Origin of the sequence: Rhodococcus sp. IC4_135 (assembly GCF_011602025.1) — a bacterium.
In the GTDB taxonomy this organism is placed as follows: Bacteria; Actinomycetota; Actinomycetes; order Mycobacteriales; family Mycobacteriaceae; genus Rhodococcus_F; species Rhodococcus_F baikonurensis.
Map to the genome: position 1 here is coordinate 67,125 of NZ_JAAOLG010000006.1, position 25,695 is coordinate 92,819.

Sequence of the window (25,695 nt, forward strand, 5' to 3'; positions counted from 1 at the left end):
ACACCACGAACGGCCGAACCGAACCCTACTGTCTCGTCTAAGTTTTCACCACTGGTCCAAGCCTGCTAGACATGTCGACGCAGCTTTCACGCACTCAAACGTCAGGAGCTTCAGCGGATGAACAACGACACGGTGGGACCAAAGTCCGACGACGAGTCCGGGGCTGAACCGAAGGGCTCCGGCACCATCCCACCGAGCGCACCGGAGCGCGAACCCAAGGGGACGACTGCGTTTCCGCGAAGCCGTCGAACTGCGGTTGCAATCGCGGGAACGACGCTGGTCGTGGGCGGTTTCGTGGCTTGGCTCGGGTACACGGCGTATGAGGCACAAGACAACCTTGAAGCAGCTCGCCACCATGCACAATCGGCGAAGAGCGCACTCCTGGCCGGGGATACGGCGGTCGCAGAATCCGCCGCGGCGGAAGCCGATCGAAAGGCATCCGCCGCGTACGACAACACCCACTCGCTCCCCTGGAACATCACCGCCGCAATTCCGGTCATCGGCTCGCCCTTCGACTCGACACGCCAGATGACCGAGGTCGTCCAGGGACTCACGCGTGACGTTCTCGGCCCTGCCGTAACTGCCGGAACTTCACTCGCGCCAACGGAATTGGTGCAGCCTGGCGGACGCTTGGCACTCGCACCGTTACGCGAGGCGGCTCCGAAACTGGCTGAAACAGCTATCGCCGCGGAATTGCTGTCGTCGCAGGCACAGGAAGTTCCCGAATCGAAGTACCTGAGCCGAGTTAACGATGCCCGAGCAGAATTACAGTCGCAGACAAGCGAACTGGCTACCCTCCTGACGAACACCGCCACCGCGGCGCGTATCGCACCGGCAATGCTCGGCACCGACGGTCCGCGCAATTACTTCATCGGCTTCCAGACCAATGCGGAGGCCCGCGGAACCGGCGGCCTGTTGGGTGGATACGGCATCGTCCGAGTCGACGACGGCGCCGCTCGGGTGGACACACTCTCCCCCAACTCCGAACTAACGCTGGACAATCAACCGATAGACCTTGGTCCTGACTTCAATCAGCTGTACGGAAACAGTCGACCGACCACCGATTTTCGCAACAGCAACCTCAGCTCGCACTTTCCGTACGCGGCGCAGGTCTGGCAGTCCCTGTGGTCACAGGAGTCCGGCGGTGAGATGGTCGACGGTGCGATAGCGACAGATCCGATCGCCCTGAGTTACCTCCTCGAGGCTGTGGGACCGGTAGAGATGCCGGACGGGGAGTCCGTCACTGCCGACAACGTCGTGGAACTGACCGAGTCGACCGCGTACGCGCGCTTCCCTTCAGACAACAAGGCACGAAAGCAGTATCTGCAGACCATCGCGGCTCGTGTCGTGGAGAAGATGACCGGGAACATCAAGTCACCGAGCGCACTGCTGGAAGCTCTGGGCAAGGGCGTCAGCGAGGGCAGAATCGCAGTGTGGAGCTCTCACCCCGACGAACAATCGGTTCTTGCCGACACGGTTCTCGGTCATACGATTCCCGGAGATGCGGCGCCCTATGCGGGTGTGGTGATCAACAACCAGGCCGGTAACAAGCTCGACTACTACCTCACGAGAGAAATCGACTACACCGCTGAGACGTGCACCGGCGATACTCGAAAGACGACGGTCACCGTTCGACTGACAAACAACGCACCCGACGCCGAGCTGACCGAATATGTCAGTGGGATCGTAGACAACCCCGGTCGACTACCCAAGGGCACCAATGTGGCTGCAGTCACACTACTGGCAACGGCCGGAGCGAAACTCGACGCAGTCTCGGTGGGCGGACAGATCTCGTTTGCCGTCAACGGATTAGAGCAGGGTCACCCGGCTTTCATGACCAGGGCGGTCATTCCCCGAGGACAGACTGTTGAACTGAAGTTCGATCTGACCGAACCCGCAACCGAGGGTGAAGCCCGCGTTCCCGTCCAGCCGCTGGTCGACGAGCCGAAGATCACCGTCGACGTGCCTACCTGCTGAACGCGATCGGCAAGCGTCGACGGGTTCCCCGGATATGTCGACGTTTGCCGGTCCGTGAACTTTCAACAGATTTGAAACTTTGGCGAAGGCTAGCCTATGCTTCCTGACGCGCCTGGAACCGGCCGTCGGCTGTGATCCGTCGGAGTCACACTCCTCGGCGCATCGACAACGGAAGGTTCTCCATGCGATACGCCCGTGTGCGCTCACTTCGCCGAACTCTGGCTCTGAGCAGCTTGGTCATTGCCGCTCTTGTGGTCGGTGGATGCAGTAGCGACAACACCGAAACCGATTCGAGCAGCACCGACTTCGAGACCGTCACCATCGAAAGTGCGCTCGGAAACGCCGTCATCACCGAAAAGCCCGAGCGAATCGTGACACTCGGAATGGGATCGGCGGAGACCGTGATCGCACTGGGCACGATCCCGGTCGGCGTCGAAAAGTACGCGTGGGGCAGCGACGACACCGGGTATCTGCCGTGGGTGCACGAAGCGGTCACGAAGCAAGGTGGAGAACTGCCGGAACAGTTCACCGGCGGAACCGACCTCAACATCGAAGCGATCATCGCTCTCGAACCCGATCTGATTCTCGCCCCCTGGTCCGGCATCACACAGCAGCAGTTCGACTCGCTCAACGCGTTTGCGCCGACTGTGGCCTACGCAGAGAGTCCGTGGACCATCACGTGGGAAGAGCAGATCAACGTCATCGGCAAAGCCATGGGCGAATCCGAGAAGGCAACAGCCGAGATCGACAAGATCAAGTCGCAGTTCGCGGAATCGACTGCAGCGCATCCGAACTACGCCGACGTCAGCTTCTCCTTCATCTACAACACGGGCCCAGGAACCCTCGGCGTCTTCTTCGCGGAGGAGCAGCGCGTGGCCATGGTGCGCGCACTTGGCTTACAGGTTGATCCCGTCGTCTACACCTTGACGGAGTCGGAAGGAACAGACTCCGCCGTCATCGGCCTCGAGAACGCAAACCTCCTCGACAAGTCCGATCTGCTCTTCACCTTCTACTCGGACCCGGCCAATCGGGCCGAGATCGAAGCGCAGCCCGCTTACCAGGCCATCCCCGCTGTGGCTCGGGGAACTGTCATCGCTCCGACCGAGCAGCCCTTCGTCACGGGTTCCTCGATGATCAACCCACTGACCGTGCCCTGGTCTCTCGAGCGCTACGTTCCGATGATCGACGAAGCAATCGCGAAACTGAACAAGTGATGTAGATCAGTATCGTGCGATCGAGAAGCCCGCGTCCTATTCGGATGCGGGCTTCTTGCCGTCACGTTCGGCCTTGAACCGCATCCATTCGCTGCTCAGCATGCGATTGTCGATGATCCACCCCATGTAGTCCCGCATATTGAGCACGCGAATGTACGCGGGGCCGTTGGGGTTTGCATACTGCAACGCCTCGGTCGCGAGCTTGCGCTGATTCTCGAGATACACGTGCTCTGTTTCGAGGAATCCGCCCCACACGTCGGAATCCATGACGTAGTAATGGGTCCGGTCGCGAGGCTTGCGCGTGAGCTTGACGAAGCCCCGGTCGATCAACCTGCGGATGTAAGTGGACACCGATCCGCGACTGGCCCCGAGCGCCTGCGCCAACTCCTCCGCACTGACTCCCGGCGACTCGCTGATCAACAGATAGCCCGCAATGCGTCCTTCGATGCGAGCCCCACCACCGGACTGCCAGTACACGGAGAACTGGTCGATGAACCAAGTGGAGAAATCGTCACCGCGAGCAGGGCTGGCATCGCCCATTCGTTGAGCCTCCGACGTCTCTGGGTACAAAAACTGGGTACGAACAATTCCCCACTATTCTGCCAGCAGCACCCTCACTGAGCCGAAAGCATCAGTCCTGGTGTAGTTGCAATGAACTCGAGTTGCTCGATTGCCAAGGGTGGCGCTGTCGTGGAGGCAGCCGATTTCACGAACTGGGTCACCACCACGGTTTCGCCGGAGGGGTGGACAACCCGGACCGTGTCGCCGCCCGAGCCATCGGGATCGACCAGGCGAGTCACCACGGTGGCGTCGGGCAACGTGAGTGTCTGACCTGGTTCCGGCACGGCCGTACCAATCGCTATCTCGACATCCCCGCGGTCGTCCGCAGTCGAGACGACGATTCGCTCGCACGCCCCACCCTGCCCGTAATCGTCTGGAACCAACGAACCGAGCGGACGTTCCAAGGTGACACCTGCCGCGCCGAGATCCCTCCAACGTGCATCCAGTGCCTGGTTCAGTCGGTCGATATCCATTCGCGTCGCAGTTGGGCCCGCATTCACGGAATCGGTGTAGCAGGATGCCATCGGTGGCGGCGTCGAGTCTGGAACCGGTGCGGTCACCGCAAGTCCTGGCGTGGTCGCGACCGCAATCAGTTCGTCCATAGTCAAAAGCGGGCCGCTACCCGTAGAAGTGCCGGTCGACGTGTCGATGCTCGCAACAACTCTGGATCCGTCACCGAGATACGCGACAACACCGCGCTCGCCCCCGACTTCCGAACCGTCTCTGTCTTCGAACTCTGCAATGTCCAGCACTGTTCCGTTCGCGAGGTGCTCGCGCCGATCCACAAGTCCCTCCAAGCACGGCGGCACCGCCTGAGCCCATGCACGAACCTGAACCGAGATATCCGCACTCTGTCCGGTTCGAGTCAAGGTTCCGTTCGCCGACGTCGAACCGCTGAACTCGATCGGGTCGACTCCATCGGGAAACGAACCGCCCCGGTAATTCTGGATCGGCGCAAACTCGAGCGATTGCGACGGACTCGCAAATACAACCTCGACATCGGAAGGTAACGATTCGAGTAGTGCATCGCTCATAGCGGTGGCCTTCGGCCCCGAGAACCACTGATAATCCGGATCGTCATAGCCAGGCTCGCCCGCAGAACCGTAGTTGAATCGCACCGGCGGACCCGGCGATTCCACCGAATCGCAGCCAGGAATCGACGGGCCCGTGTCCTCGTTCGTCACCGCCGCAACGACAATTCCCAAGGCGACGATCGAGACGATCACCAACCCGTCGCGCCAGGTCCATTGCTCGCGACGACGTTTCGGCTCGTGTGCAGTGCGCCCAGACATGTCTCGATCATGGCCTACGGCAACAACTACGTCACTGTCCGACATACCCAGTGAGGTCGTACACCGTGGAATTTCCCACCGTCGTCGACGTGAAATTGGCCTCGACCCAGTCCTGGATGGCACTCGACGTGCCGTCCCCGCCTTGGCTGTTTCTCTGGCTTCCGCCCTGGCCACCGGCAATGTAGTAGTGGATTTCGCCGTCTGCCACGTATTGGATGAACTGGTCCAGCGTCGGTGCGGGATCAGAACTCCAACCGCCGATGGCCATCACCGCAGTATTGCTGGCCAACTCGTAGGTTGCTGCGCTTTGCGAACCGTTGGTCGCAGCCGACCACGTGGTGCCCGCATTGACCAGCATTGCCGTCAACTCTGAAGTACTTTCGCTGCCACCGCCCGCTTCTGGCCCACTTGACACGAGATTACCGGTCGTCTCAATCGGTGGGGCCTCACCGTCTCGCTGCTCTGGGCCCCCACCGATGGCTCCTCCCCCGCCCAGTCCGGAATCGGACACCGCACCTGTTGGTCCAGCTGTGGGGATGGACCCGCCGTGCGCTGTTGCAGCGGTGGCAATTGCGTAAGACGCCGAACCGGTTATCCCTGCCAACGAGCCGATGATCAATCCAGCGACAGTGAGCTTCCGGAATCGATCCTGCGCACCCATCAGAATCAGGATCGCGCCGACGACTGTGCCTGCCAACAGAATCCATTTCAGCATCGGCAGCCAGTCGGCGTTGCGATGCAACAACACCCAACTCCAGATTCCTGCGGCCAGCAAAATCGCCGCCAAGCCGCAACGCCCGATCCAGCGGGCACGAACCGCCCACAGCGCGTATCCACCGGTCCCGATCATTCCTGCGACGGCAGGCGCAAGCGCAACTGTGTAATAGGGATGGATCGTGCCGGACATGTAGCTGAAGATCACGCCGGTCACGAGAAACCAACCACCCCACAGGATCAACGACGCACGGAGTAGATCTGTGCGCGGTGCGCGCCCACAGGCGAGGAGGCCGAACACCAACGCGATCAGTGCCGCGGGGATCAACCAGGAAATCTGTATGCCCATCTCGCTGCCGAACAGTCGATCGAGTCCCGTACTCCCCCCGAAGCTCGAACCTGCACCGCCACCGTTCATTCCGCCACCGGTGTTGCCGAAAAGTCGACCCAACCCGTTGTATCCCAACACCAAGTCCATGACGCTGTTGTTGGTCGACCCGCCGATGTACGGGCGAGAATCGGCCGGCCACAGCCAGACAGCAAGTACCCACCACCCGGCCGATACGATCACCGCCGCGGCTCCGATCACCAAGTGGACCAAACGAGTTCGCAGCCGTGTCTGTCCGGCAATCACGTACGCAACTCCGAATGCAGGTAATACCATCAACCCTTGCAACATCTTGGTGAGAAAAGCGAATCCCAGTGCAACACCGGCGAGGGCTGTCCACATCGCCGCTCGTCGACCCGCCACCGTGCTCATGGCCCGCACCACGAAGTAGCCGGCAAGAGTCATGAGCAGAACCAGCAGTGCATCGGGATTGTCGAACTTGAACATCAGAGCGGCAGCGGGCGTAGCTGCCAACACAGCTCCCGCCACAAGACCCGCAGCAGGCGACGCCACTCGTTTGACAGCCGCATACACGAGCGCAACCGATCCGACGCCCATCAACGCCTGCGGAACGAGGAGGCTGGCACTCGAGAATCCGAAGATTCGTCCGGACAGACCCATCACCCACAATGAGGCGGGAGGTTTGTCGACTGTGATGAAATTCGAGGTATCGAGGGAACCGAAGAACCACGCTTTCCAATTCTGGGAGCCGGCCTGCGCCGCCGCAGCGTAGAAGGTGTTGGCGTAGCCACTCGCGGTCAGATCCCCCAAATACAAGACCGCCGTTGCTGCCAACAGGATCGCCAGCGCCAAACCTGTACGGCGAGTGCGGAACCACGACGGCAAGGGCTCGGCTCGATGGGCAGTTGTTGCCGGCCGATGAGGCGGGGCCGGATGCAGAACGGCGGTCATCAGGAAGTCCCTTCACGAGTTACTGTCCTGCCAACGATCGCGCTTTCAACCCCGGCGGCACTGGGAGCCGGCTGGAAAGTTGCTGTGAATGAATCAGGTCAGGGAGCGCTCGAACAACACGACGCTGAACCAACCGTTGTCGAAAACATCTCCGAAATCACGACGCCCGACCTCGACAAAACCCGCGTCCCGGTAGTAGCGGCGCAATCGCACGTTCGTTTCCACACAATCGAGCCGTAAGTACTGCGCGCCTTCCTCCGCGGACGGTCGAAGCGCCCAGCCGAGTAGCCGTTCACCCATCGAGGTGCCCGAAAACGCTCGATCGATGACCAAACCGTGCACGTAGCCAGCAGGCTCATCCGAATCCGGCCAGACCGCAGGGTCCGACCAGATCAACCGCAACGCGCCGACAATTCTCGACTGCGCGCGGTCTCGTGCGACAAAGAACTCGCCACGCGAGATCTGGGCCCTGATCTGCTCGAGAGTTATTTCACGCGGATGCCACTGGATGATTCCGCGTTCTGCCAACCAATCCTCTGCCGAGTGCCGCAGCGCCAGAATCTCCGGACCATCGGTGTCGACTGCCCGCACAACGTCCACAATCATGCGCCTCCCCACATCTGTGGCCGTTCAGAACAACACGGCCTCCAGGCTCCACCTCGGATATACCTGCGAGATGGAGCCTATCGGCGTGAAGTTGTGTGGCTGTCCGGGTCTCACCACCCGCTCAGGTTGTGAAGGTGGTGTTCGCCGGCCGCGGGTGCCGCTGCGGGTCGATCGACGGCGGCGGAATGAACCACGGCTTGTTGTCGACCCCGATCCGGATCTCCCACTTGCCGACGAACCCGGATTTGCGATGCATCAACCGATGATGCGAACGGCACAGCAAGACCAGGTTGTTCATCACCGTCGGGCCGCCATTGGCCCAGTGCCGAATATGGTGCGCATCCGTCCACGCCGGCACACACGAACACCCCGGGAACGCGCAGCCTTGATCTCTCGCGATCAACGCCACTCTCTGTTCGGCGGTGACCAACCGTTTCCCGGGTTTCGCATCGAGCGGCGCGCCGTGATCGTCCAGCAGAACAGTGGACAGGAAACAATCACATCCGAGGAGCCTGGTCTGCGAGATCGAGAGTGGTCCCAGCCAGGGCATGTGCCCGACATCGAGATCCGACACAGACCCCCCACCATCAGTTGGTGTTGCGGCGCAGTCCCGGTGCTCAGCCAGATCACGGGCATTGATGTGCACGTTCACGTGCGGCCGCTGACCACCATCCATACCGGTCTTGGCACAGTCCAGATACCGGCGGATCAGTTCGGTGAACCCGTCCGCGGTCCGCTTCGCCGCCGACCGAGCATCCGGGGTTCCATCGGGTGCCGGGGTGGGCATCGTCAGGTTCGACAGGGCGGAGAGCAGCATTTCGCCGGTGAGGGCGTCGAAATCCCCGCGAACCACCACTCGACCATGCAGCGTCGACGCGATGCGGAGTTCGTTGCGGTCGACGTCTTCGGCGGGCGGAATCTCATCGGATTCGAACAACCGCTCCAACGTCGCGATGACGTTCCGCACCTTCGTGGTCGTTGCTTCCACTCCCGAGGCGGCAGCCAACAACAAATCGATACAGCGAGGCATCGCCTCGTCCGGCATCCCCTTCGGCGGCGACTCACAAAACGAGATAATCAAAACGGCATGATCGAACGAACAATCCCCGCAATCGAACCGGGCTGCCACCGCGGGAAAGGGCCGCAGCGCCGCACCGAGGGCGGCGATCTTCTTCCCGTCCCGAACCTGGAGCATCGTGTTCGCCGCCAACCACGCACCCACCCCGCGGCTGGCGATCACCTGATCATCGGGACGCAACGAGAGCTCGTCGACCACTGCCACCCGAATGGCCTCGAGACGCAGAATCTCCGCGCTCGCGGACACGGCAGCCTCACGTAGCTCCGCAGCCGTCAACTGCCACAGGCGTCCGCGTAACCCCACCGCAGAGCCCGACACCACATCCGATGACAGAACACTCATTGAATCCCCCGATCCCCACCTCAAGCATACTCGAACACACGTTCGAGTCAAGAGCGGTAGACCTCGAGTGCCCGCGCTACCGATTCGTGACTCGCAGCCAGCAACGGCAGTCGCACATGGGGGGTCGGAATCTGCCCCAACGCGTGCAACACGCCCTTGATGACAGTGGGGTTCGGTTCGGAGAACAGAGCTCCGGACAGCGTCGACAACCGCCGCCCGAGGTCACGGGCGCCGTCGACATCGCCACTGTCCCAAGCCTTTACCAAGCGAACGAACTCCGCGGTCGACACATGAGCGGACGCCAAAATGCCACCCGAGGCGCCCAAGGCAAGAAGCGGCGCCAGAAAGAGATCATCCCCCGCCAGTACGGCGAAGTCGTGCGGAAGGTCCGCGAAGAGTTCGACGGCAGCTGCGTCGATACCGCCCGCGGCATACTTCACACCGACAACCCCGGGCAAAGTACCCAGCTCCCGCAAAGTGCCACTATCCAGATCGCACGCAGTTCGATACGGCACGTGATAGACGATCAGCGGCACTGGGCTCGACGACTGCAGATGCGCGAAATGCGCCACCACACCGGCTTTCGACGGCCTCGTGAAGGAGGGAACCGGCACCAAGGCCGCCGAGACCTCAGGCCACCGAGCCAGCCTCCCGAGCGCCTGCGCACTGCCCGCCGTGTCGTTGCTGCCCGCGCCGACGATCAACGTCGCACCTCTCACACGGCACACGCTCGCACAGATATCCAGAACGGTCTCCCTCTCCCACTCCGTGAGTGTTGCGGTTTCCGCTGTAGTCCCCAGTGCAACGAGTCCGACCGCGCCATCGTCGAGGACCTGGTGCGCAAGCTGCTCGAGCGCATTGGTTGCAACACGCCCGTCGCTCTCGAACGGGGTGATCAGCGGGACATGGATTCCGGCGAGGTCGACTCGAGTCGTAGTCATACAACTCAGCCTCACCGAACAAACCTTGCAGGTCTAGTTCGTATTTCCGCCTTCCAGCGTAAGCTGAGCTGATGCTTGACGTTCGTCGACTGAGGCTCTTACGCGAACTGGCGTTGCGCGGAACCATTGTTGCCGTCGCCGAGGCGTTGTCGTTCAGCCCCTCCGCGGTGTCGCAGCAGTTGGCGGTTCTCGAACGTGAAGCCGGAGTACCTCTGCTGGAACGCACAGGACGCCGTGTGCGCCTCACACCTGCCGGTGAGAACCTCTCTCGTCATGCCGAAGTCATCCTGCAACGCCTGGAGCAGGCGTCGGGTGAATTGGTCGACGCCCGGCGTGGACTCGCCGGGCCGCTTCGAATCGGCACGTTCCCGACCGCAGCACGAGCGATCCTCCCTCAGGCCTTGATCGCACTGTCGCACGAACATCCGAGGCTGGAACCGATGGTCTCGGAGATCGACCCAGCTGACGTCGCCGACGCATTACGAGCCGGAAATCTGGACTTGGCGTTGATTCACGATTACGACTTCGTCCCTCGCCCCACGGAACCGGGCCTGACGGCGTTACCACTGTGCAGTGAATCCGTGTACCTGGCGTCGAGCGACACCGAGTCGGATTCCGACGAGGCTGTCGCATCGCTGACCGACTGCGTAGAACGTGCGTGGATTACCGCGATTCCCGGAACTGCTTGTCATGCAATGACTATTCGCGCGTGCCAAGCTGCCGGGTTCACACCGAAAGTCCGTCACCACATAGACGAGTTCGCCACAGTTCTCGCTCTTGTTGCTGCAGGACAAGGAGTTTCACTGGTCCCCGAACTCGGAGCGAGTCATCCACCTCCGGGGGTGCGGCTCACGCCGATGCCGATTCGACGGCGAACCAAGATCGCTCACCGAGCAGGCTCCGACGCACACCCGGCGGTCGCAACCGTCACACGCGCGCTTCGCTCGGCAGTCCCGCCACTGCTGGACGCCGAGCAATAGCGGCTATTACATGTCGAGTCCGAGGTCGAGCACCGTCACCGAGTGCGTCAGTGCACCTACGGCCAGGTAGTCGACACCGGTTCTGGCGTACTCTGCGGCAACGTCGATGGTGAGACCACCGGAGGATTCGAGCTTGGTTTCGGGAGCAGCAGCGTCTCGGCGCTGGACTGCGATCTGCGTCTGCCAGAGCGGGAAGTTGTCCAGCAGAACAAGTTCGACTTTTTCCGCCAGCACCTGATCGAGCTGAGTGAGATTGTCGACCTCTACCTCGCACTCGATGTCCGGCGCGAGTTCACGGACGGCGCGAAGTGCGGCAACCACCGAACCGGCAGCGGCCACGTGGTTGTCCTTGATCAACGCCGCGTCACCCAACCCCATCCGGTGGTTGACTCCGCCGCCCACGTGGACTGCATATTTCTGCAGTGAACGCAGGCCGGGCAGCGTCTTTCGACTGTCGCGCACCTTGGCACGAGTGCCGGCAATGGCGTCGACCCACTGCGATGTCGCCGTGGCGATTCCCGAGAGATGGCAGACGAGGTTGAGCATCGTCCGCTCTGCCGTGAGAAGTCCGCGGGTGGGCGCGACAACGGTGAGGACCGATTGACCTGGCGCGACCCGAGTTCCGTCGGACACCCGATCGACGATCTCGTAGTTACCCGCGCCGATCACTTCGTCGAGAACAAGCAGTCCGACGTCGATGCCGGCGATCGTTCCCGATGAGCGCGACACGACCGAGGCCTTCGCGACCGCATCGGCGGGAACCGTTGCGGTAGAAGTGATATCAGGGCCATAGCGCAGATCCTCGTCCAGAGCGAGCCTGACCAACGTGAGCAACTCGTCACGGTCGAGCGGCGCGGGCAGGATCTTCTGCTCGGTCATCAATGAACTCCTGTCAACAACATGTCGGGTATTTCGAGCGTTCCATCGGCGCCCATCTTGATCCGAGTGCTGCGACGCTGATTCGGATCTGTTTCAGGATAGTCGGTGCGGGTATGGCAACCACGGCTCTCGGTTCGCGCCACGGCCACGTCGACCAATGCAGTCGCGGTCAATGTGAGCGCCGCGTCTTCGAGGTCCGCAGCAGCCACCGCCACCGTCTGCCGAGCGCCGGCAAGCGCGGCTCGCGCAGTCTGGAGACCACCTCCGTCGCGAACCACCGACGCGTGTGCCGTCATGACGGACTGCACGGTCTCTCGCGGCAGGATCGGCATCGGCTTGCGCACCACATTGACCACTTCGGCATGAACCTCGCGGCGCTCGGCAGCTGCGATTCCGGCGCGCTCCCCGACCACCAACCCCTCCAGAAGGCTGTTGGACGCAAGACGATTCGCGCCGTGCAATCCCGTGCGCGCCACTTCTCCTGCTGCGTAGAGTCCAGGCACTCCAGTGCGTCCATGGACGTCGGTGGCGACTCCACCGCACGAGTAGTGTGCGGCCGGAGCGACCGGAATGAGTTGAGTCCGTGGATCGATGCCTGCTTCGAGACAGGACGCAGTGATGGTCGGGAATCGCGAATCGAAACCGTCGAGCTTGCGGGCGTCGAGGTAGACGTGATCGGTGCCGAGATCGCGTAGGCGTGCCGCAATTGCGCGCGAGACCACGTCACGCGGGGCGAGATCACCCAGCGGATGAACACCTGCGGTGACCGAATCGCCGTTGGTGTCGACAAGAATCGCACCCTCGCCGCGGACCGCCTCACTGATCAAGGGTCGACGACCTAGTCCGCCGGGGGTGAAGAGCACCGTCGGGTGGAACTGAACGAACTCCAGATCCGCGATTGCCGCACCAGCCTCGAGTGCCAACGCGATTCCGTCGGCAGTTGCGCCGGGTGGATTGGTACTGCAGGCATACAGCTGACCGAGTCCACCGGTAGCGAGCAGGACCGCCGGCGCATGGATCACCCCGAGCCCTTCCGGCGAGGAGACGATCAGTCCGCACACCCCGCGGCGGTTGGTCACCACCTGAACTGCTGCGGCCCCGAACAGAACGGGCAGGCCGGCAGCATTGAGAGCTCGCTGCACTTCCGCGCCCGTGGCGTCACCACCAGCATGGATGATCCGACGTGTGCTGTGCCCACCCTCACGGGTGCGTGACACTTCGCCGTCCATCCCGCGGTCGAAGACCGCACCCAACGCGGCCAGCGCCGCAACAGCATCGTGACCAGCTTCGACGATGGAGTAGACGGCTTCCTCGTCGCACAAACCGACGCCGGCCTCACACGTATCCGCAACGTGCGACTCGACGGAATCCGTATTCAGATCGTCGACTACCGCGATGCCACCCTGCGCGTACTGAGTCGCGGTGTCCGTCGGGCCACCCTTGCTGACAGTGAGCACTTTCAGCCCCCGCAGAGAAGCGGTGCGCGCAGCGGTGAGGCCCGCAACACCGCCTCCCACGACGACCAGGTCGGCATGAGCCTCCCAGGCGAAACGCCCGGCAGGACTGGTCACTCGCCGCCGCCCGGATTACCGATCTCGATCATGCGCTGCACCGATTTCTGTGCGCGCTTGGCCATCTCGAGATCGACGTGGACCTCGTCCTTGCCCTCGAGAAGGCAGCGAAGCAACGCGGCTGGCGTGATCATCTTCATGTACGGGCACGACGCGCGGTCGTTGACGGCCTGGAAATCGACGTCGGGCGCTGCCTTGCGCAACTGGTGCAGCATCCCGATCTCGGTCGCGACCAGAACCTGCTTGCTCTTGGTGACGCGCGCAGCGTCGAGCATTCCGCCGGTGGAGAGGATCTTGACCTTGTCCGCGGGGACCGCGCCTTCACCGGCGAGGTACAGAGCCGAAGTAGCGCAACCACATTCAGGGTGCACGAACAGCTCGGCGTCGGGATGCGACTTGGACTTGGCCGTCAGCTCGTCGCCGTTGATGCCGGCGTGCACGTGGCACTCACCAGCCCAGATCTGCATGTTGGTACGGCCGGTCACGCGCTTGACGTGCGCTCCCAGGAACTGGTCGGGCAGGAACAGAACCTCGCGGTCGGGATCGATCGAGTTGACCACGTCGACGGCATTGGACGACGTGCAGCAGATGTCGGTGAGACCCTTCACCTCCGCCGTGGTGTTCACGTACGACACCACCAGCGCGTTCGGGTTGTCGGCTTTCCACTCACGGAGCTGCTCGGCGTTGATCGAGTCGGCCAGCGAGCAGCCGGCTCGCTCGTCCGGGATCAGGACGGTCTTGGACGGCGACAGGATCTTCGCGGTCTCCGCCATGAAGTGCACGCCGCAGAAGACAATCGTGTCCTCGGGCGCCTCGGCAGCGATTCGCGAGAGCGCCAGGGAGTCGCCGACGTGATCGGCGACGTCCTGAATCGCGGGCAGCTGGTAGTTGTGCGCAAGAATCGTCGCGCCGCGTTCGCGAGCCAGACGTTTGATCTCAGCGGCCCATTCGGGGGTCGCTTCGACTCCGCTGTATCCGCCAGGGCCGTCGTGAATCTGCGAGGCCGATCCCTCCCATAACGTCGTGGTCGTCATGGCGTTCTCCTTCACCGTGAACCCGGGCTCGTCACCCAGTTCAAATCCGGACGGGCTGGCCCGGATTTCCGTATTCGAGGTTTTCGACTTAGGATCGAAAACGTGCCCAATAGTAACACCACCCACGAAGTGCTTGCAGCGGTGTTCCAAGTTCGCACCTTCCCCGCAAGCATCGCCGCAGGTGACGGCGATCACTGCCCGCAAGGACGTGAAGAGTTGGCCGTACTGCTGTGGCAGCGCGCACTCAACCCGCAGAAGGGCACTTGGTCCCTGCCCGGAGGCACTTTGCGCGACGACGAGGACCTGACGACGTCCGCTCGACGACTCCTCGCCGAGAAGGTCGACCTACGAAAAGTCGCTCACCTCGAGCAACTCTCCGTCTTCAGCGACCCACAGCGGGTGCCGGGCCCACGCCGCATCGCGTCGACCTTTCTCGGACTCGTCCCTCTCAGCGCCGATCCACAACTCCCACCGGACACCGCCTGGCACCCTGTTTCGAAATTGCCGGAGATGTCGTTCGACCACGGAACCGTCGTACGGCACGCGCGCAATCGACTGGCCGCAAAACTCTCGTACACCAACATCGCATTCGGGCTGGCTCCCGAAGAGTTCGCGATGTCCACACTGCGGGAAATATACTGCGCCGCACTCGGTTACCAAGTCGACGCCACCAACTTGCAACGCGTACTGGGGCGCCGAGGCGTCCTGACTCCCACCGGCAACACCGCACCGTCGGGCAAGTCGGGTGGACGTCCACCGGCCCTGTACCGTTTCACCGACTCCACCTTGCGGGTCACCGACGAATTCGCCGCCCTACGGCCACCGAGCTGACGCCGGTCACGTTGTCAGGCAACGGCTTCGAGACTTCCACGCTGCGTCCACACCGAGGTCACGGCGCCCGCCGGATCGATAACCCGATTTATCGTGCCGAATCGTGTCGTCACGCGGTCGAGAATCCGGTCGGCCTGCCAATGATCCGTCGGATCGGCGACTATCGCAAAGAAGCGATGGGCAGGTTTCCCAGCCATGATGCGTACCAACTCGGTTACCGTCCGCGCCGTGACCGCCACGCTCCAACCAGCGTCGAGAAACTCTGTGGCGATGCGCGCACCGTGCTCGAATCCGATGTCCGTGACCAGTACAACTCCCCTGTTGGGGGCGATCTCTGAAACGCTCATTGCGGAACCTCCACTCGGAATCAAACTTCTTGACTCCTATGTAAGTCCGCAATCTTGTGCTCCCCTTGTGCTGGTTCTGTGAGAACTCTGGGGAATTCCGCGTGTGTCCCGGGCGTCAGACAGGTCGAGACAACCCCGCCCAGAAGACCGTCGACGCAGCGTTCACCACATCGCCGACCGGCACGTCGCCCAACATTCCGCCCGCGGCCAGCGTCGCGACTCCATGGAACGTCGCAAAGGCAACGAGCGCAATGCTTTCCGGATCACCGGCAGCAATGTCACCCGCGGCCTGCGCTTCCGACACGAGCCGGACGGTCAGGTCCATCGTCGCGTGCCCCGCGTTCACGACGGTCTCGGCCGCACCGGGTGCATGCTTGTTGCTGTACATCAGAGACAACAGGCCGGGATGCTCGAGTGCAAAATCCACGTAGGCGTTGGCGAGCGAGGAGAACCTGGCCCTCGCGGTCGGCGGAGCCTCCGAAACTGCTCGCTCGAGCGCACCGGTCATCCGGTGGAAGCCGCTTTCAGCCAGGGCGTCGAGCAACGCCTGACGGTCCCGAAAGTGCTTGCCCGGAGCCGCGTGACTCACGCCCGCCTCACGTGCAAGTTGCCTCAGCGACAACTTGTCGACGCCGTCTCGCTCGAGGGTCACTTCAGCCGACGCCAGGAGTTCCTGTCGCAGACTGCCGTGGTGGTACGGCTGGTCGTGGGCGGGCATGGAGGCACCTTATCAAAATGTTGTCATTGACAACTATGGTGTCAGTGCCTACATTTGGGACCACCCGAACCGAAGGAGCCACCATGGCCATCGACGTATCCGGAACCACCGTTCTCATCACAGGAGCCAGTGCCGGGCTCGGCGTGGAATTCGCTCACCGCTTAGCCGCTCGTGGTGCAAATCTGGTTCTCGTCGCCAGGCGAGCCGACCGCCTCGAAGCACTCGCCACCGAACTCCGCGTCGCCCACGGCATCACAGTCACGGTTCTGCCCGCCGACCTGGCTACACCCGGCGTCGGTGCATCGCTGCACCAGGAGCTGACAAACCGTGGCATCACCGTCACCTCACTGATCAACAACGCTGGGTTCGGAACGCACGGCGCGTTCGTTGACGAAGACCTCGAGCGCGTCACGTCCGAAATTCAACTGAACATCGCCACACTCGTCGAGTTGACGCACACATTCCTGCCCGACCTTCTCACCGGACGCGGCGCACTGGTCAACATCGCCAGCACCGCGTCGTTCCAGCCGACACCGGGCATGGCGGTCTACGGCGCATCCAAGGCCTTTGTACTCAACTTCACGGAAGCACTGTGGGCAGAAGCTCGCGGTAGCGGCTTGACCGTACTGGCGGTATGCCCCGGTCCGACGCGCACCGAGTTCTTCGACGTCGTCGGGTCCGAAGATGCTGCAGTCGGACGAATGCAGACGGCAACTCAGGTGGTGGACACAGCTTTCCGGGCACTGGATCGACGCAACGCACCGCCGACAGTGGTATCAGGTTTGCCGAATTGGGTGTCCTCGATCAGCACTCGCTTCGCGACCCGCCGATTGGGGGCGTTGATTTCGGGTCGACTCTTGGGAGACGTGCGAATGAAGTCCGCTGCGAACCGTCCGTCGACCTCGGCTGTTTAGCGACACGACGGTTACGGGAGTTTCGGCTGGACCTCGTCGTCGGTCCGTTCGACCTCGGCGGCCGGATCCTCAGATTCCGGATGGTCCCCCACACCGAGGTCGTCGTACGGATTGAGCACTGCGAGAACCAAAGTCACGACGCACGCCGCGAGCGGCTGAAACAACAGGACCAGCAAGGTTCCGATGTTGGGTGCTCGCGCGACGATCTCCCCCACCGCCGGATTGTCGGCCGCGGGGAAACGTAGTTTCGTCACACCCGAACCCACCAGTGCCATCAGGCCGGCTCCCACCGCTGAGCCGACGATCAACCCACCCAGGGCATACGGGCCTCGACTCAGGCGTGCCAGCCAGGCTGCCACCGCTGACAGAACGCCGACGATCAGTGCCAGCCAGATGAATACGGCGCTTGCGTCGAACTGGTGAAGACTCTCACCCGTCAACGCGACGCCGCGCCCCTCGGACACCACCAACAGGTGCTCTGCCGGAGCCAGGAACGCCCACAGCACACCGACGAGCACGCTCACGCCCGCACTGGTTGCGGCGATCACGATCGCGGTGCGCAGTCGAGTCTGCCGAAGAGAGATCACACAGAGTGACGCTACCTGCGGGCGGCGTCGATCGAGTCGACGACACCGTGACGGGAGCATTTCGCCCACCAACCGTCCGGACTGACCTGAACGATCATTCGCCGTCCGCACTGCTCGCAGAAGCGAGGAGGCTCGAGGCCCATCGACGCTGCTGTCGGCGTCGGATCGTCGACGCCGTCGACGATCCGACGCCCGGTGAACGGGTTGTACCGCTCCTCGGTCACCGGAACGCTCACAGAGTGTCGTTCAGAGCTTTGATCGGCATCTGCAGATCAACCAACAAATCCAGATCCTTCTCGGCGGGACGTCCGAGAGTCGTCAGGTAGTTGCCGACGATGACGGCGTTGATTCCGCCGAGGATGCCCTGCTTGGCCCCCAGGTCACCGAGAGTGATTTCACGTCCACCCGCGAAGCGCAGGATCGTGCGGGGCAGCGCGAGACGGAATGCCGCAACGGACTTGAGCGCCTCGCCGGCGGGCAGCACGTCCAGATCACCGAACGGGGTACCCGGACGCGGGTTGAGGAAGTTGAGTGGAACCTCGTCCGGCTCCAGTTCGGCCAGGTTGGCCGCGAACTCTGCACGCTGCTCCAACGATTCGCCCATGCCGAGGATTCCGCCGCAGCACACTTCCATGCCTGCTTCCCGAACCATCCGCAGGGTGTTCCACCGCTCTTCCCACGAGTGCGTGGTGACGACGTTCGGGAAATGCGACTTGGAGGTCTCCAAGTTGTGGTTGTACCGGTGCACACCCATGGCGGCCAATTGGTCGACCTGTTCCTGGGTCAGCATGCCGAGCGAGCAGGCGATCTGGATGTCGACCTCGTTGCGGATCGCCTCGATGCCGGCAGCCACCTGAGCGAGCAACCGGGCGTCGGGTCCGCGGACGGCGGCCACGATGCAGAACTCGGTGGCGCCCGACTTCGCGGTCTGCTTGGCAGCTTCCACCAGGCTCGGGATGTCCAACCAGGCCGCGCGAACCGGCGACTGGAAGAGTCCGGACTGCGAGCAGAAATGGCAGTCCTCGGGGCAACCGCCCGTCTTGAGGCTGATGATGCCCTCGACCTCGACCTCCGGTCCACACCACTTCATACGCACATCGTGGGCGAGAGCGAGCAGGTCTTCGAGCCTGTCGTCGTCGAGTCGAAGTACGTCGAGCACCTGGCTTTCGGTCAGGCCGACTCCTCTTTCGAGAACTTGCTCGCGAGCCTGGTCGAGGATGTCGACCGTCGCAGGGGCCGTGCTAATCGGGGGCGGGGTCACAGACGTCTCCTTCGAAACCAGCAAAATTGAACACCGTACAAGTTGAACGGTGTTCACGTTAGAGACGTGGTGGAATACTGTCAAAGGCGGGTCCGATCGACAGTCGATCGCGAGCAGCCCACAGCGGGACGACACGAGGGGAACAACAAGTGCAGTTGCGACGCGGCGACGTGCTGGACGGCGCCATGGCGATACTCGACGAGTTCGGACTTGCCGACCTCACGATGCGCAGGCTCGCAACGTCCCTGGGTGTCCAACCCGGAGCTCTCTACTGGCACTTCCCGAACAAGCAGACCTTGCTCGGTGCGGTCGTCGACAAGATCCTCGAAGACCTCGACTCCCCCGTTGACGCGGACACGTGGCAAGAGGCGTATTCCGAACTGGCACATAGGCTTCGGTCGGCACTGCTGGCGCACCGCGACGGCGCCGAGTTGGTCAGCGCCACCTTCGCCTCGCGTATGACGAGCAGCAAGGTACGCGAGCACTTCGTACAAGCAGGGCAGGAATCCGGCCTCTCACGCGAGCACGCCCAACTCGCGGCATACTCCCTGCTGTATTACGTACTCGGCCATACCGTCGACGAGCAGTCCCGAGCGCAGATGGAAGAAATGGGGGCACTCACCCGAGCACCCATTTCCCCCGACTCCCCCGAGGTGATCGGCGGCGGTTCCGACGAGGACCTCCTCGACGGCGATCCGACGGTACGCTTCCAGTTCGGCCTGGATCTGTTCATCGACGGCATCCGCACCCGCCTGAATTCGACCCCACATTCAACGCGCACCGAATCGGCTCTACGACACTCCTGACAGTCGTAATAGTGCAGTAGTACCGGCCGCGACAATCACCACGACCACCAACGGCGCCCTGAACCAGGCACAGATACCTCCGGCCACCACCCCGAGCACTCGCGCCGGTCCGGCAACGTCATGGCCGGTGAAGATCGTCGAGGTCACAACCACTGCGAGCAGTAGCACCACGACAGCACGATCGAGAGTCTTCTCGGCAAAGCCCGAAAGCATCACCCGAGCGCGGAGCAGAACGCCACTCACCCGTAAAGCGTAAGAGCCGCAGGCGAATACGAGAATGCCGATCCAGACCGTTGCCGTATTCATCGGACCTTCTCCCGAAACGGTATCGTCACCGCAATACTCAGCAGGGCTACGAGCGGCGCGGTACCGGGCGGCAGGAACGGTGACGCGGCCACCGCGATCACTGCACCGACCACGGCGGCAAGCAGCGTCACCCCCTCCCTCAGCGCCGGCAAGACGAGGGCCAGAATGACAACCGGAAAAGCGGCATCCAACCCCAACGCGCCCGGATCCTGGACGACACTCCCGAGAAGACCGCCCAGCAGCGCTCCGATGGGCCACGCCACCGCGATCCCGATCCCACACAACCAGAAAGCAGCACGCTTCTGCTTCACCGTTGCTTGCGCCATGGCGACCGCGACGCTTTCGTCGTTGACCAGGTGCGCGCCGACCATTTTGCGCCAACCTGAGCCTCTGTGCCGACCCCTGTCGAGAAAGGATCCCGCCGACAATCCGTACGCGAAGTTTCGCGAGTTGATCAACAAACCGGCTGCAACCGCGGCGAGGGCACTCCCCCCGGCCGCGATGATTCCGATGAACAAGAACTCCGACGAGGCACCCAGAACGAGCACGGCCAACGCAAGGAGCTGCCACATCGAGAACCCGGCCGATCCCGCCGTCACACCGTAGGAAACACCGACGATGGCCACGGAGAGACAGATCAGCACGCTCACCCGGAGCGTGTCGCGATCAACTGTTCGCCATAAAGAACGCATGTATTCTATGTTGAACGACGCAAGACCGTTCGTCAAGGGAAACGATCGATCGGAGAATCGAACGATGGCTAGTGGTGGATTTGACAGTGGTGTACCTGACGGTGCCGGAATTGGTACTGAACAGAGTCCTCAAAAGCTGGTGGCAGTCGCACTCAAACGTGAGCGCACCCGAGCGGGCTTGAGCCTCTCGGAGGTCGCCCGACGCGCTGACATCGCCAAATCCACACTCTCCCAACTCGAATCCGGCCTCGGGAACCCGAGCCTCGAAACACTGTGGGCACTCGGCAACGCCCTGGGTGTGCCGTTCTCACAACTCGTCGACTCGCAAGCACAGACCGTTCAGTTGATTCGAGCCGGGGAAGGGCCCGCGATTGCGTCGGCGAACGCGTCGTACATCGCGACCCTCCTGGCTCCCAGCCCACCGAACGCGCGCCGCGATCTGTATCGGATAGTTGCAGAACCGGGCGAGCCCCGCATTTCGACGCCGCATGCGCGCGGCACCACCGAACACGTTGTGATCGGCACCGGGCGGGCGGAGGTCGGGCCCACTGCAGATCCGATCGAGCTCGGGCCGGGCGACTATCTCGCGTATCCCGGTGACGAGGAGCACATCTTTCGGGCACTCGAACCAGGCACGACGGCGATCCTGGTTTCGGAGCACACCTGAGCCGCGATGAGTTTCGTCGCTGCGGGAAGTCTGTACCTGCGAGGTGATGTGGCCAGTGCCTCGATCGCCGACGGCAGCAACGACCAACAGCAGGAGGACCCATGTCCGGATCCAGCATCAGCAGTATTTTGCTCTCGAGCACCGACCCCGAACGCTTGCGCGACTGGTACGCCGAGGCGTTCGCTCCGAAAGTCGACCGCACTCCGGGCGAACCCGGCTACGACGTTCTCGACTTCAACGGTTTCTACGTGATGCTCGACAGACGCGACGACGTCGGCGAGACCAACCCGCAGCCCGGCCGGATGTTCCTCAACGTCGAGACCGACGACGCCCGGTCGATCGCGCAACGCATCGACGTACTCGGCGGAAACTGGCTCGCCCCACTCGAAGACCGCGACGGCAGTTTGTTCGCCACCGCGATCGACCCCGACGGAAACTACGTTCAGATCATCGAGTTCAGTGAGGCGGCCCGGGCCGAGATGGAATCCGGAATGACGGATTCCGAACCTACCTAGTCGGACAACAGCCAGGAACGGAGACAGTCATGCTTGCGGACACCAAAGCGTTCAGCGGTTTTTCGGTGACAGACATCGATGCTGCAAAGAAGTTCTACGGCGAAACACTCGGGCTGAAAGTGACCGACGAGGACATGGGACTTGTGCGCCTACATCTTGCCGGTGGAACCGAGATCTTGGTTTACCCGAAGCCGAATCACGAACCCGCGACGTACACGATCCTCAACTTCGTCGTCGACGACATCGACACGACGGTCGATCAACTGACCGCACGTGGCGTGGAGTTTCTGAAATACGACGGATTCCCTCAAGATGCGCGAGGCATCATGCGTGGCAACGGTCCCGACATCGCGTGGTTCACCGACCCCGCCGGCAATGTTCTGTCGGTAATCAAGGAGTCCTGACGTGTTTAACCGCTGAACAGCTGTGACTGCCGCTGTTCAGCGGTGTCGGTATTGGACCGTTCCGCTGCCGCAGTTTCACGCTCGGCCGCCAGTTGCTCGGCGCTTTTTGCGTCGACAACGGACTCCGCCGCACTGAGGTCGGAAAACAAGCCACTGCTCGATTCGTTCACATGCCACCCTTTTGCCTGGTCATCGTTACCGCGCGCAGATAAACCTGCGTTAGAGATCGGTCGATGGCTACTTGATTACTGCCGCCCGTACGGCGCCGACAAGACGCCGATGACCCAGCAGTTCTTCACCCAGTGTTGCACGCCTGTGTTTTCCACGAGAAATTCGGTCCAGACGGGTTGTCATCGCCCGCGTGCTGGAGCAATGTGAAAGATGAGCGCGGAGCAGGTCGGCAGCACTTTCGTCGGACACCTGGCCCCTCAATTCACTGCACAATTTTTGGAGGAATCATGTTGGGAATTGCTTTGGGCCTCGGCAGCGCCGCTGTCGGAATCGGCCTCGGACTGCTCGGCGCAGGAGCCGGAATTCTGCTGAGCGACAAGACCGTCAAAACCGCACGACGTGAACTCACCGCCTGACGAGGGCGAGAGCACTGAAGACGGCGAGCGCACCGAATACGTCGGTGTCGGAGTCAGCACTCGGGTGAACGCCGCGCTGCGACATCCCGCGCAGTGGGTGTTCGCACGGGCCGCGCATCGACGTGGCGTGCATACCGGCGTAGATGTTCCGACGAGCGCTCAGGACGTGCTCGACCGGTTGGCGGCACTCCGAATAAGCACGTGGAGTTACGGATTCGACCACAAGTCGGTCCGTCACCTGGGTCCGATGGCGCAAGACTTTGCGGCGATTTTCGGCTTGGGATCCAACACCCGCCGGATCTCCGCCGTCGACGCGAACGGCGTCTGCATGGCGAGCATCCAAGCGTTGAATCGCAAAATCAGTGCTCTCGAGACAGAAATCAGCGCGCTCGAGAAGGCCGTGAACAGACTGAGAAGGGAGACGGGAGACACGAGCACGACTCGGAATGCATTGGAAGTAAACAACAATCACGCATCCACGCCGCTCGACGAATTCGGTGGATCCACCGGTCTGTAGTTTGTTCGGTGTGACCGCCCCTGATTCAGACTCCGACTCAGTACCCAACGTGATTGCCGCGCTGTTCGACGTGACATCCGACGCCGTCGGTGACGAACACGTCGAACAGGTACTGGCCGAATTCGGCGTTGGCGCAACGGAGATCGCGGAGACAGCGGCTCGCATCCGGGCCAGTCGGTCGGAATTTCGCCGACTGCGCCGTCGCGAAAACGAATTGGCGGTCCTCTATTCGAGTGCGCGTGAGCTTGCGCAAGTTCGCGACGTGGACACTCTGCTGCAGAGGCTGGTGAACCGCGCACACGACATCATGGGTACCGACGTCACGTACCTGTCCGAGTTCGACGTGATCACTCGTGACCTGAATGTTCGAAAGACGGCCGGCGCGGTCTCGCCGGAACTCCAGCATCTGCAGGTTCCTGCCGGCGCGGGACTGGTCAGCGCGATTGCCGAATCTCGAGCAGCCCAATGGGTTCAGAACTACAGCGACTACACGCAGTCGCGCCACGACGAAGTGGTCGATGCCGCGATCGTCGCCGAGGGTCTGGTGGCGATTCTGGGCGTGCCGATGCTCTCGGACGGCCAGATCCTCGGAGTCTTGTTTGCCGCCGACCGCCGGGAACGCCGCTTCACTGCTGATCAGATCGCCCTGCTCTCGGCGCTGGCGGATCACGCCTCGGTGGTCCTGCAAACCGCACGGGCCCTCGACCGCGCCGAGGAATCCGCCGCCGAGACCGGGCGAGCACTCGACGAGCTTCGTGAGCACGTGTCCGCGCGGGACAAGTCGAACATCGTCCACCAGGATCTCATCCATGCCGTTCTCCGCGGCGGCGGATACGCCCAGGTTGCACGAACCCTCAGCAGCTCACTCGAGCGCAGCACCGTCGTGGTCGACAGTGAGTTGCGCCCTCTCGTGAAATCCTCGGGCGAGCAGATCACGACGGTGCCGTTGTCGCTACCTCGCACCGTGTCCGAGGCCATCGACCAGAGTCGCCGCAGCGGCCGATGCACGTTTGTCGCCGATGACAGTGAGACCGCCATCCAACTCGTCAGCGCTGTCACGGCCGGAGAATCGTTCCTCGGGGCCATCTTGCTGAATCGTTCGGACGCGCCGATCGGCCCCGTCGAACTCCGGACCGTGGAACGGGCAGCTCAGGTCACTGCCATCCTCGTGTTGCAACACTCGGCGGCAGCAGCAGCGGACCGGCGCGCACGTGACGAACTGGTCGCCGACTTGCTGAGCACTGCGCCCGAGCGCAGGCGCGATCTCGAACGTCGGACCCGCAACCTCGGAATCTCCCTCGGCGAACTCGACACTGTCCTCGTGGTGTCGGTCGCTCCGGAACTCCGTACCGCCGCGCTCCGCGCAATCGGACAGAGTCTGCCGGTAGCGGCATTGGCGGCGCAGCACGCCGGACTGATCGCGGTGGTCTCGCGCTCGGGAAACCCGGCAGCCGCGGCGACCGTCATTCACCGCCAGATCACCGGTTCGGTAGGACCCCACGCAGTAGTCATTGCGCCGGCGACGGCGGAGCGCCCCGAAGAACTCCCGGCGCGCTTCACCTCTGCGCTGCGCACGGCCCGCCTGATCACCGCGTTGGGCAAGACCGACGGCGCGGTCACGACTGCGTCGTATCTGCCGTACAGCGTTCTGTTCGGCGAGAATCCGGAATCACTCCATCAGTTCATTGACGAAGTAATCGGCCCGGTACTCGCCTACGACCGTGACAAGGACACCGATCTCACTGCGACCCTTCGGGCCCTGGTCCGCAACGACGGGAGCCCGACCAAGGCTGCCCGCGCGCTCAACTATCACCCGAACACCGTCGTTCAGCGTCTCGACCGCATTCGTACACTCCTCGGTCACTCGTGGCGTGAAGACGAGAACTTCTTCCGGGTATCCATGGCGACGAGGCTCGACGAACTTCGGGAAGTGGGAACGGAAGAGGGCGGAAGCGACAACACCGACAGCGGTGATGGTGCTTGACACCACAAATTCGACTGATCGATGTGCTGTGAGCATGTGGCTTGGCAGGCATCAACCTCCCTACTGTGAA

29 protein-coding genes are annotated in these 25,695 nt (G+C 62.5%); 12 read left to right on the forward strand and 17 right to left on the reverse strand.

What is annotated here, in order from left to right; genetic code table 11:
- The first annotated feature begins 117 nt into the window (after positions 1-117).
- The gene (locus tag G8767_RS13645; RefSeq protein ID WP_166810462.1) at positions 118-1,977 is read left to right on the forward strand and encodes a DUF4012 domain-containing protein; all 1,860 of its coding nucleotides are present in this window, start codon (positions 118-120) and stop codon (positions 1,975-1,977) included.
- Positions 1,978-2,159: 182 nt separating this feature from the next.
- Positions 2,160-3,191, forward strand: coding sequence for an iron-siderophore ABC transporter substrate-binding protein (locus G8767_RS13650; RefSeq protein ID WP_166810463.1), 1,032 nt, complete (start codon positions 2,160-2,162; stop codon positions 3,189-3,191).
- Positions 3,192-3,227: 36 nt separating this feature from the next.
- On the opposite strand, the gene G8767_RS13655 is transcribed toward G8767_RS13650, so the two are convergent.
- From G8767_RS13655 to G8767_RS13680, 6 genes are all read right to left on the reverse strand, one after another.
- Positions 3,228-3,731, reverse strand: a complete 504-nt coding sequence (locus G8767_RS13655) for a MarR family transcriptional regulator (RefSeq protein ID WP_003942377.1) — start codon at positions 3,729-3,731, stop codon at positions 3,228-3,230.
- 74 nt (positions 3,732-3,805) lie between these two features.
- Positions 3,806-5,044 carry a hypothetical protein gene (locus tag G8767_RS13660; RefSeq protein WP_166810464.1) on the reverse strand — a complete coding sequence of 413 codons (1,239 nt, stop codon included), beginning with the start codon at positions 5,042-5,044 and terminating at the stop codon, positions 3,806-3,808.
- Between the two features lie 31 nt (positions 5,045-5,075).
- Positions 5,076-7,058: a glycosyltransferase family 39 protein gene (locus G8767_RS13665; protein WP_166810465.1), complete on the reverse strand. Its 1,983-nt coding sequence runs from the start codon at positions 7,056-7,058 to the stop codon at positions 5,076-5,078.
- A 93-nt stretch (positions 7,059-7,151) separates the two neighbouring features.
- Entirely contained in the window at positions 7,152-7,664 is a 513-nt protein-coding gene (locus G8767_RS13670) for a GNAT family N-acetyltransferase (protein WP_166810466.1), read from the reverse strand.
- A gap of 121 nt (positions 7,665-7,785) precedes the next feature.
- Positions 7,786-9,084: an HNH endonuclease signature motif containing protein gene (locus G8767_RS13675; protein WP_166810467.1), complete on the reverse strand. Its 1,299-nt coding sequence runs from the start codon at positions 9,082-9,084 to the stop codon at positions 7,786-7,788.
- A gap of 47 nt (positions 9,085-9,131) precedes the next feature.
- Positions 9,132-10,025, reverse strand: coding sequence for a dihydrodipicolinate synthase family protein (locus tag G8767_RS13680; RefSeq protein ID WP_166810468.1), 894 nt, complete (start codon positions 10,023-10,025; stop codon positions 9,132-9,134).
- Between the two features lie 71 nt (positions 10,026-10,096).
- Here G8767_RS13680 and G8767_RS13685 point away from each other — a divergent pair, with 71 nt between their 5' ends.
- Entirely contained in the window at positions 10,097-11,005 is a 909-nt protein-coding gene (locus G8767_RS13685) for a LysR substrate-binding domain-containing protein (RefSeq protein ID WP_166810469.1), read from the forward strand.
- Between the two features lie 6 nt (positions 11,006-11,011).
- On the opposite strand, the gene nadC is transcribed toward G8767_RS13685, so the two are convergent.
- The 3 genes from nadC to nadA are packed head-to-tail and all read right to left on the reverse strand — an operon-like array spanning position 11,012 to position 14,489.
- Complete coding sequence (gene nadC, locus G8767_RS13690; RefSeq protein ID WP_166810470.1) at positions 11,012-11,884, reverse strand: carboxylating nicotinate-nucleotide diphosphorylase; 873 nt, start codon at positions 11,882-11,884, stop codon at positions 11,012-11,014.
- Complete coding sequence (locus tag G8767_RS13695; RefSeq protein WP_166810471.1) at positions 11,884-13,455, reverse strand: L-aspartate oxidase; 1,572 nt, start codon at positions 13,453-13,455, stop codon at positions 11,884-11,886. Before G8767_RS13695 ends, nadC begins: the two co-directional genes overlap by 1 nt.
- Positions 13,452-14,489, reverse strand: a complete 1,038-nt coding sequence (nadA, locus tag G8767_RS13700) for a quinolinate synthase NadA (protein ID WP_095970016.1) — start codon at positions 14,487-14,489, stop codon at positions 13,452-13,454. Before nadA ends, G8767_RS13695 begins: the two co-directional genes overlap by 4 nt.
- Before the next feature lie 102 nt (positions 14,490-14,591).
- Between nadA and G8767_RS13705 the strand changes: the two genes are divergently transcribed.
- Positions 14,592-15,320 (forward strand): NUDIX domain-containing protein, encoded by a 729-nt coding sequence (locus tag G8767_RS13705; protein WP_007733069.1) that lies wholly within the window; start codon positions 14,592-14,594, stop codon positions 15,318-15,320.
- A gap of 14 nt (positions 15,321-15,334) precedes the next feature.
- Here G8767_RS13705 and G8767_RS13710 read toward each other — a convergent pair whose 3' ends face one another.
- Entirely contained in the window at positions 15,335-15,667 is a 333-nt protein-coding gene (locus G8767_RS13710) for an SDR family NAD(P)-dependent oxidoreductase (protein WP_095969933.1), read from the reverse strand.
- Positions 15,668-15,782: 115 nt separating this feature from the next.
- Positions 15,783-16,385, reverse strand: a complete 603-nt coding sequence (locus G8767_RS13715; protein WP_166810472.1) for a TetR/AcrR family transcriptional regulator — start codon at positions 16,383-16,385, stop codon at positions 15,783-15,785.
- Between the two features lie 83 nt (positions 16,386-16,468).
- Between G8767_RS13715 and G8767_RS13720 the strand changes: the two genes are divergently transcribed.
- Complete coding sequence (locus tag G8767_RS13720) at positions 16,469-17,299, forward strand: SDR family oxidoreductase (protein WP_166810473.1); 831 nt, start codon at positions 16,469-16,471, stop codon at positions 17,297-17,299.
- Positions 17,300-17,310: 11 nt separating this feature from the next.
- On the opposite strand, the gene G8767_RS13725 is transcribed toward G8767_RS13720, so the two are convergent.
- From G8767_RS13725 to bioB, 3 genes are read right to left on the reverse strand one after another with little or no spacing between them, the layout of a single operon-like run.
- Complete coding sequence (locus G8767_RS13725) at positions 17,311-17,886, reverse strand: DUF2567 domain-containing protein (RefSeq protein ID WP_095969930.1); 576 nt, start codon at positions 17,884-17,886, stop codon at positions 17,311-17,313.
- 11 nt (positions 17,887-17,897) lie between these two features.
- Complete coding sequence (locus G8767_RS13730) at positions 17,898-18,122, reverse strand: hypothetical protein (RefSeq protein ID WP_095969929.1); 225 nt, start codon at positions 18,120-18,122, stop codon at positions 17,898-17,900.
- The gene (gene bioB / locus G8767_RS13735) at positions 18,119-19,132 is read right to left on the reverse strand and encodes a biotin synthase BioB (protein WP_095970015.1); all 1,014 of its coding nucleotides are present in this window, start codon (positions 19,130-19,132) and stop codon (positions 18,119-18,121) included. The genes G8767_RS13730 and bioB overlap by 4 nt, the downstream gene beginning before the upstream one ends.
- A 164-nt stretch (positions 19,133-19,296) precedes the next feature.
- Between bioB and G8767_RS13740 the strand changes: the two genes are divergently transcribed.
- Complete coding sequence (locus G8767_RS13740; RefSeq protein WP_166810474.1) at positions 19,297-19,953, forward strand: TetR/AcrR family transcriptional regulator C-terminal domain-containing protein; 657 nt, start codon at positions 19,297-19,299, stop codon at positions 19,951-19,953.
- Here G8767_RS13740 and G8767_RS13745 read toward each other — a convergent pair.
- A complete protein-coding gene (locus tag G8767_RS13745; RefSeq protein WP_124569393.1) occupies positions 19,939-20,259 on the reverse strand; it encodes an AzlD domain-containing protein in 321 nt (106 codons plus the stop codon). The two genes, G8767_RS13740 and G8767_RS13745, sit on opposite strands and share 15 nt — an antisense overlap.
- Positions 20,256-20,951 (reverse strand): AzlC family ABC transporter permease, encoded by a 696-nt coding sequence (locus tag G8767_RS13750; protein WP_206029335.1) that lies wholly within the window; start codon positions 20,949-20,951, stop codon positions 20,256-20,258. Before G8767_RS13750 ends, G8767_RS13745 begins: the two co-directional genes overlap by 4 nt.
- 64 nt (positions 20,952-21,015) lie before the next feature.
- Here G8767_RS13750 and G8767_RS13755 point away from each other — a divergent pair, with 64 nt between their 5' ends.
- The 3 genes from G8767_RS13755 to G8767_RS13765 all read left to right on the forward strand — a co-directional run bounded on the left by G8767_RS13755 (position 21,016) and on the right by G8767_RS13765 (position 22,537).
- Positions 21,016-21,618, forward strand: a complete 603-nt coding sequence (locus tag G8767_RS13755; RefSeq protein WP_166810476.1) for an XRE family transcriptional regulator — start codon at positions 21,016-21,018, stop codon at positions 21,616-21,618.
- A 101-nt stretch (positions 21,619-21,719) separates the two neighbouring features.
- The gene (locus tag G8767_RS13760; protein WP_095969925.1) at positions 21,720-22,133 is read left to right on the forward strand and encodes a VOC family protein; all 414 of its coding nucleotides are present in this window, start codon (positions 21,720-21,722) and stop codon (positions 22,131-22,133) included.
- Between the two features lie 29 nt (positions 22,134-22,162).
- Positions 22,163-22,537, forward strand: a complete 375-nt coding sequence (locus G8767_RS13765) for a VOC family protein (protein ID WP_095969924.1) — start codon at positions 22,163-22,165, stop codon at positions 22,535-22,537.
- Between the two features lie 5 nt (positions 22,538-22,542).
- On the opposite strand, the gene G8767_RS13770 is transcribed toward G8767_RS13765, so the two are convergent.
- Positions 22,543-22,707: a hypothetical protein gene (locus tag G8767_RS13770; protein ID WP_166810477.1), complete on the reverse strand. Its 165-nt coding sequence runs from the start codon at positions 22,705-22,707 to the stop codon at positions 22,543-22,545.
- Between the two features lie 288 nt (positions 22,708-22,995).
- On the opposite strand from G8767_RS13770, the gene G8767_RS36325 reads away from it, so the two are divergent.
- From G8767_RS36325 to G8767_RS13780, 3 genes are read left to right on the forward strand one after another with little or no spacing between them, the layout of a single operon-like run.
- Positions 22,996-23,124 (forward strand): hypothetical protein, encoded by a 129-nt coding sequence (locus G8767_RS36325; protein WP_003941742.1) that lies wholly within the window; start codon positions 22,996-22,998, stop codon positions 23,122-23,124.
- Positions 23,108-23,641, forward strand: coding sequence for a tail fiber domain-containing protein (locus G8767_RS13775; RefSeq protein WP_346842989.1), 534 nt, complete (start codon positions 23,108-23,110; stop codon positions 23,639-23,641). Before G8767_RS36325 ends, G8767_RS13775 begins: the two co-directional genes overlap by 17 nt.
- Positions 23,642-23,651: 10 nt before the next feature.
- Positions 23,652-25,625: a helix-turn-helix domain-containing protein gene (locus tag G8767_RS13780; RefSeq protein WP_166810478.1), complete on the forward strand. Its 1,974-nt coding sequence runs from the start codon at positions 23,652-23,654 to the stop codon at positions 25,623-25,625.
- Positions 25,626-25,695: the final 70 nt, after the last annotated feature.

What these genes read in the sequence shown, in the direction of transcription:
- G8767_RS13645 (WP_166810462.1), top strand. Translation starts at nt 118, where the DNA reads ATGAACAACGACACGGTGGGACCAAAGTCCGACGACGAGTCCGGGGCT.
- G8767_RS13650 (WP_166810463.1), top strand. Translation starts at nt 2,160, where the DNA reads ATGCGATACGCCCGTGTGCGCTCACTTCGCCGAACTCTGGCTCTGAGC.
- G8767_RS13655 (WP_003942377.1), bottom strand. Translation starts at nt 3,731, where the DNA reads ATGGGCGATGCCAGCCCTGCTCGCGGTGACGATTTCTCCACTTGGTTC.
- G8767_RS13660 (WP_166810464.1), bottom strand. Translation starts at nt 5,044, where the DNA reads ATGTCTGGGCGCACTGCACACGAGCCGAAACGTCGTCGCGAGCAATGG.
- G8767_RS13665 (WP_166810465.1), bottom strand. Translation starts at nt 7,058, where the DNA reads ATGACCGCCGTTCTGCATCCGGCCCCGCCTCATCGGCCGGCAACAACT.
- G8767_RS13670 (WP_166810466.1), bottom strand. Translation starts at nt 7,664, where the DNA reads ATGATTGTGGACGTTGTGCGGGCAGTCGACACCGATGGTCCGGAGATT.
- G8767_RS13675 (WP_166810467.1), bottom strand. Translation starts at nt 9,084, where the DNA reads ATGAGTGTTCTGTCATCGGATGTGGTGTCGGGCTCTGCGGTGGGGTTA.
- G8767_RS13680 (WP_166810468.1), bottom strand. Translation starts at nt 10,025, where the DNA reads ATGACTACGACTCGAGTCGACCTCGCCGGAATCCATGTCCCGCTGATC.
- G8767_RS13685 (WP_166810469.1), top strand. Translation starts at nt 10,097, where the DNA reads ATGCTTGACGTTCGTCGACTGAGGCTCTTACGCGAACTGGCGTTGCGC.
- nadC (WP_166810470.1), bottom strand. Translation starts at nt 11,884, where the DNA reads ATGACCGAGCAGAAGATCCTGCCCGCGCCGCTCGACCGTGACGAGTTG.
- nadA (WP_095970016.1), bottom strand. Translation starts at nt 14,489, where the DNA reads ATGACGACCACGACGTTATGGGAGGGATCGGCCTCGCAGATTCACGAC.
- G8767_RS13710 (WP_095969933.1), bottom strand. Translation starts at nt 15,667, where the DNA reads ATGAGCGTTTCAGAGATCGCCCCCAACAGGGGAGTTGTACTGGTCACG.
- G8767_RS13715 (WP_166810472.1), bottom strand. Translation starts at nt 16,385, where the DNA reads ATGCCCGCCCACGACCAGCCGTACCACCACGGCAGTCTGCGACAGGAA.
- G8767_RS13720 (WP_166810473.1), top strand. Translation starts at nt 16,469, where the DNA reads ATGGCCATCGACGTATCCGGAACCACCGTTCTCATCACAGGAGCCAGT.
- G8767_RS13745 (WP_124569393.1), bottom strand. Translation starts at nt 20,259, where the DNA reads ATGAATACGGCAACGGTCTGGATCGGCATTCTCGTATTCGCCTGCGGC.
- G8767_RS13750 (WP_206029335.1), bottom strand. Translation starts at nt 20,951, where the DNA reads ATGCGTTCTTTATGGCGAACAGTTGATCGCGACACGCTCCGGGTGAGC.
- G8767_RS13755 (WP_166810476.1), top strand. Translation starts at nt 21,016, where the DNA reads ATGGCTAGTGGTGGATTTGACAGTGGTGTACCTGACGGTGCCGGAATT.
- G8767_RS13760 (WP_095969925.1), top strand. Translation starts at nt 21,720, where the DNA reads ATGTCCGGATCCAGCATCAGCAGTATTTTGCTCTCGAGCACCGACCCC.
- G8767_RS13765 (WP_095969924.1), top strand. Translation starts at nt 22,163, where the DNA reads ATGCTTGCGGACACCAAAGCGTTCAGCGGTTTTTCGGTGACAGACATC.
- G8767_RS36325 (WP_003941742.1), top strand. Translation starts at nt 22,996, where the DNA reads ATGTTGGGAATTGCTTTGGGCCTCGGCAGCGCCGCTGTCGGAATCGGC.